This is a genomic window from Terasakiella pusilla DSM 6293 (assembly GCF_000688235.1).
Classification (GTDB): domain Bacteria; phylum Pseudomonadota; class Alphaproteobacteria; order Rhodospirillales; family Terasakiellaceae; genus Terasakiella; species Terasakiella pusilla.
Genome location: NZ_JHYO01000065.1, coordinates 1 through 2,992, shown reverse-complemented (window position 1 = coordinate 2,992; position 2,992 = coordinate 1). Strand labels below are relative to the sequence as shown.

Annotated in this window: 2 protein-coding genes; one reads left to right on the top strand and one right to left on the bottom strand. The window is 40.9% G+C overall.

The annotated features are described in order from the left end of the window. A partial coding sequence (locus Q397_RS0119975) for a glutathione S-transferase family protein (RefSeq protein WP_028880891.1) occupies positions 1-579 on the bottom strand: 579 nt, incomplete at its 3' end. A gap of 663 nt (positions 580-1,242) precedes the next feature. Between Q397_RS0119975 and Q397_RS23615 the strand changes: the two genes are divergently transcribed. Next, complete coding sequence (locus Q397_RS23615; protein WP_051610410.1) at positions 1,243-2,595, top strand: methyl-accepting chemotaxis protein; 1,353 nt, start codon at positions 1,243-1,245, stop codon at positions 2,593-2,595. The last annotated feature ends 397 nt before the right edge of the window (positions 2,596-2,992 follow it).

Genomic DNA, 2,992 nt, shown 5'->3' with positions numbered 1-2,992 from the left:
TGGACGTTCCTGTAAGCGTTTAAGATAATCCTGTAATTGAGGTTTGTAATATTCAGAAAAACCGATCACTTCACCAAAATGCAAGGCATAACCAACGGCAATGTCTGCAATGGTAAAACGGCCATCACACAGATACTGATGTGTCTCCATATGGGCGTTCAGCATTCGCAATCGAGCGAGAAACCATTTCGCATAATCGGTTACGACCTGCGGCTGACGTCGTTCGACAGTCTCTAAACATGAATATCGGAAGACCAGTGCTTGCGGGAAAGTGAACGTCGCATCACTTTGAAAAAGCCAATTCAGGTATTGAGCATATTCGGGATGGTCCGCTTTTAAACCCAAGTCATACCGATTGTATTTTTCTACCAGATACAAACAGATGGCTGACGATTCAGTCATTTGGGTATCGCCATCTATAAAATATGGAACCGTTCCCATCGGATTTTTTTCAAGGTATTCTGGCTGGAAAACCCTCGGTGGAAAGGGCAATGTTTCAACATCATACTCTACGCCCAATTCTTCCATAGCCCATAGGGGGCGTAAAGAACGGGTATTGTAGCAATGCCAAAGTTTCATCTATCCTCTCCACTTGGAATTTTTCAATTACAGTATTTGCAATGCTCTTCATCGGCAAGAAAACAACATTAAGGCAATGTAAATGTTTCCAATACCCAAACGATGAAATTGGAAGTGATCTATGATCAGGAATGCCGTGGCCGTTTGAAAAAATCCAATGACGAAATGAACGCACCACCCGTAATCAGGTTGCAAGCAAGGGTCTGTTACCAATTCACATCGGCTTAAGTCATCGGAGCTTTGGCGTAATTGATCGCCAGAATGTATGACTGATGGTGATTGTTCCCGGCCTCAATTAACTTTTGGGAGTTCGTAAACAGAAAGTAGGAGCAAAAGGTAAAAACCAGCAGGGATGCCGCAAGTATGAAGACCGATACTTTTCGCAAGAATTTTAAATGGAATATTTCGTTTCCAGTTTTGTTCAGCATGTTTTCGGCTCGCACCTTATGATTGAAAATACTCATTTGATATTTGTTCTTATTTTATTGATTTCAATAACCAATTGCTATCAGGTGATATTATAATTTTCGCCAATGAAAGCAACTGCCAGCGTTAATAGATATTACAGCAAAATTAGATACCTAGGTATTTTAACGTATATTTATTTCAGGCGTATCTGATGTAGTATACATTTAATTTTGAATTGATTTAGGGTTTTAGATAATGGGCGATAATTACAATTCTGACGGCATTCTAATAATTGAAAAAGCTCTTCAATTACTTTCAGAAGGGAAGTATCAGAATATTGATTTATGTGCTCATCCGCTTGAGAATTCTTTTAAACACTTTACAAAAAAATTGGAAGCGGCTGCCCTTAATCGGCTAAAAGGGGTCGTTGATATATCCGTGATGTGTGGCGAGGCAATGATTTCCATTGCTGCCGTTACCAAGGATATTCAAGATATTGACCATCGTGCTCAATCTATTTCTGCGGCCACCGAAGAAATGGTCGCCTCCGTCAATGAAATTGCACGAGCCAGTGAATCGGCTGCTTCCGAAGCACATCAAGTTGCGTCATCGGCAAAAACTGGGATGGAAGCGGCCGAAAAAGCAGTTTCAGCAATGGAAAAAATCACCTTATCTGTTAATGAGGCAACCGATAAAGTGTATACTCTTTCAGAAGCGTCGGAACATATTGGTGAAATTGTTCAGAAAATTGAAGCAATCGCCAGCCAAACAAACCTTCTTGCCTTAAACGCAACTATTGAAGCTGCTCGTGCTGGGAATGCCGGCAAAGGATTTGCAGTGGTGGCTGGGGAAGTCAAGAACCTTGCCACCCAAACCTCAAAAGCCACAGAAGATATTAGAAATCGAATTGAGTTCCTTCAATCTGAAATGGAAGCCATTGTGCATTCGATGAAAGATGGTGTGCATTCCGTAAATGATGGCCGAGAAATCATCAATGCAACAGGAGATGAAATGCGTGTCATTGTCACACAAGTAGACAATGTAAACGCTAAAATGCAGGATATATCCAGTATTTTGTCTCAACAACAGGAAGCCTCTGCGGAAGTTAGTCGAAGCGTATCTGAAATTGCTGATTTAGCGAATCATAATGCACAGGAAATTGGCAAAATCTCAGACAATATGGATGCCGCTTCAACAAGCATTCAAAGCCAAGTTGAGCGGGTAGGTAGTCGGGATATTCGGTTTAAAGTTATCGAAATGGCAAAATCTGACCATGTTGTCTTCAAAAAACGAATTATGGATACGATTATTGGGCGTTCTGATTTAACGGCCCCGGATGTTCCTGATTGCCATGGCTGTCGTCTTGGAAAATGGTATTACGATGTAAAAGAGCCAGAAATTCTCCACAGTAAACATTACAAAGAGTTGGAAGGTCCTCATGACCGTGTCCACACTCATGGAAAGAAGGCTCTTGACCTATTTCATAATAATGATTTTGAAGGTTGTATGTCTGAACTGGGGAAAATGACAATTGCTTCGGAGGAGGTTATCTCCCTTTTAGATATACTCGGGGCAGAACTTAGAGAGAATGCTGGATTGAATTTATAGATGATCTACAGCATTGCTCATTGGACATTTGCGACAACATCTATCATTTGACCGAGACTATGGGGAATTAGGTCATGGAAAAGGAAGTAATTCAAAATTTACTTATTGAAGGGTTACAAAACCACTGCTCTATATGCCTGAAAAACAACAAAATATCTACGCTCGTCGGGTGCCAAGAGACGTGCGGCGATGTGAAAATAGTATTAGAACAATTGCGTCAATTATCTATCAATACAGAATTGAGTGACATAATAAGAAACATTATGAACTCATAATGCTATCATTGAATTATCATCTCCAACATCATACCGAACCTTCCCCAGTTCCTCCGCCACAACGTCCATTGAATATCCACGCCCATAGAATGCTTGTGATGCCCGTGAATTAGACCTGTCGG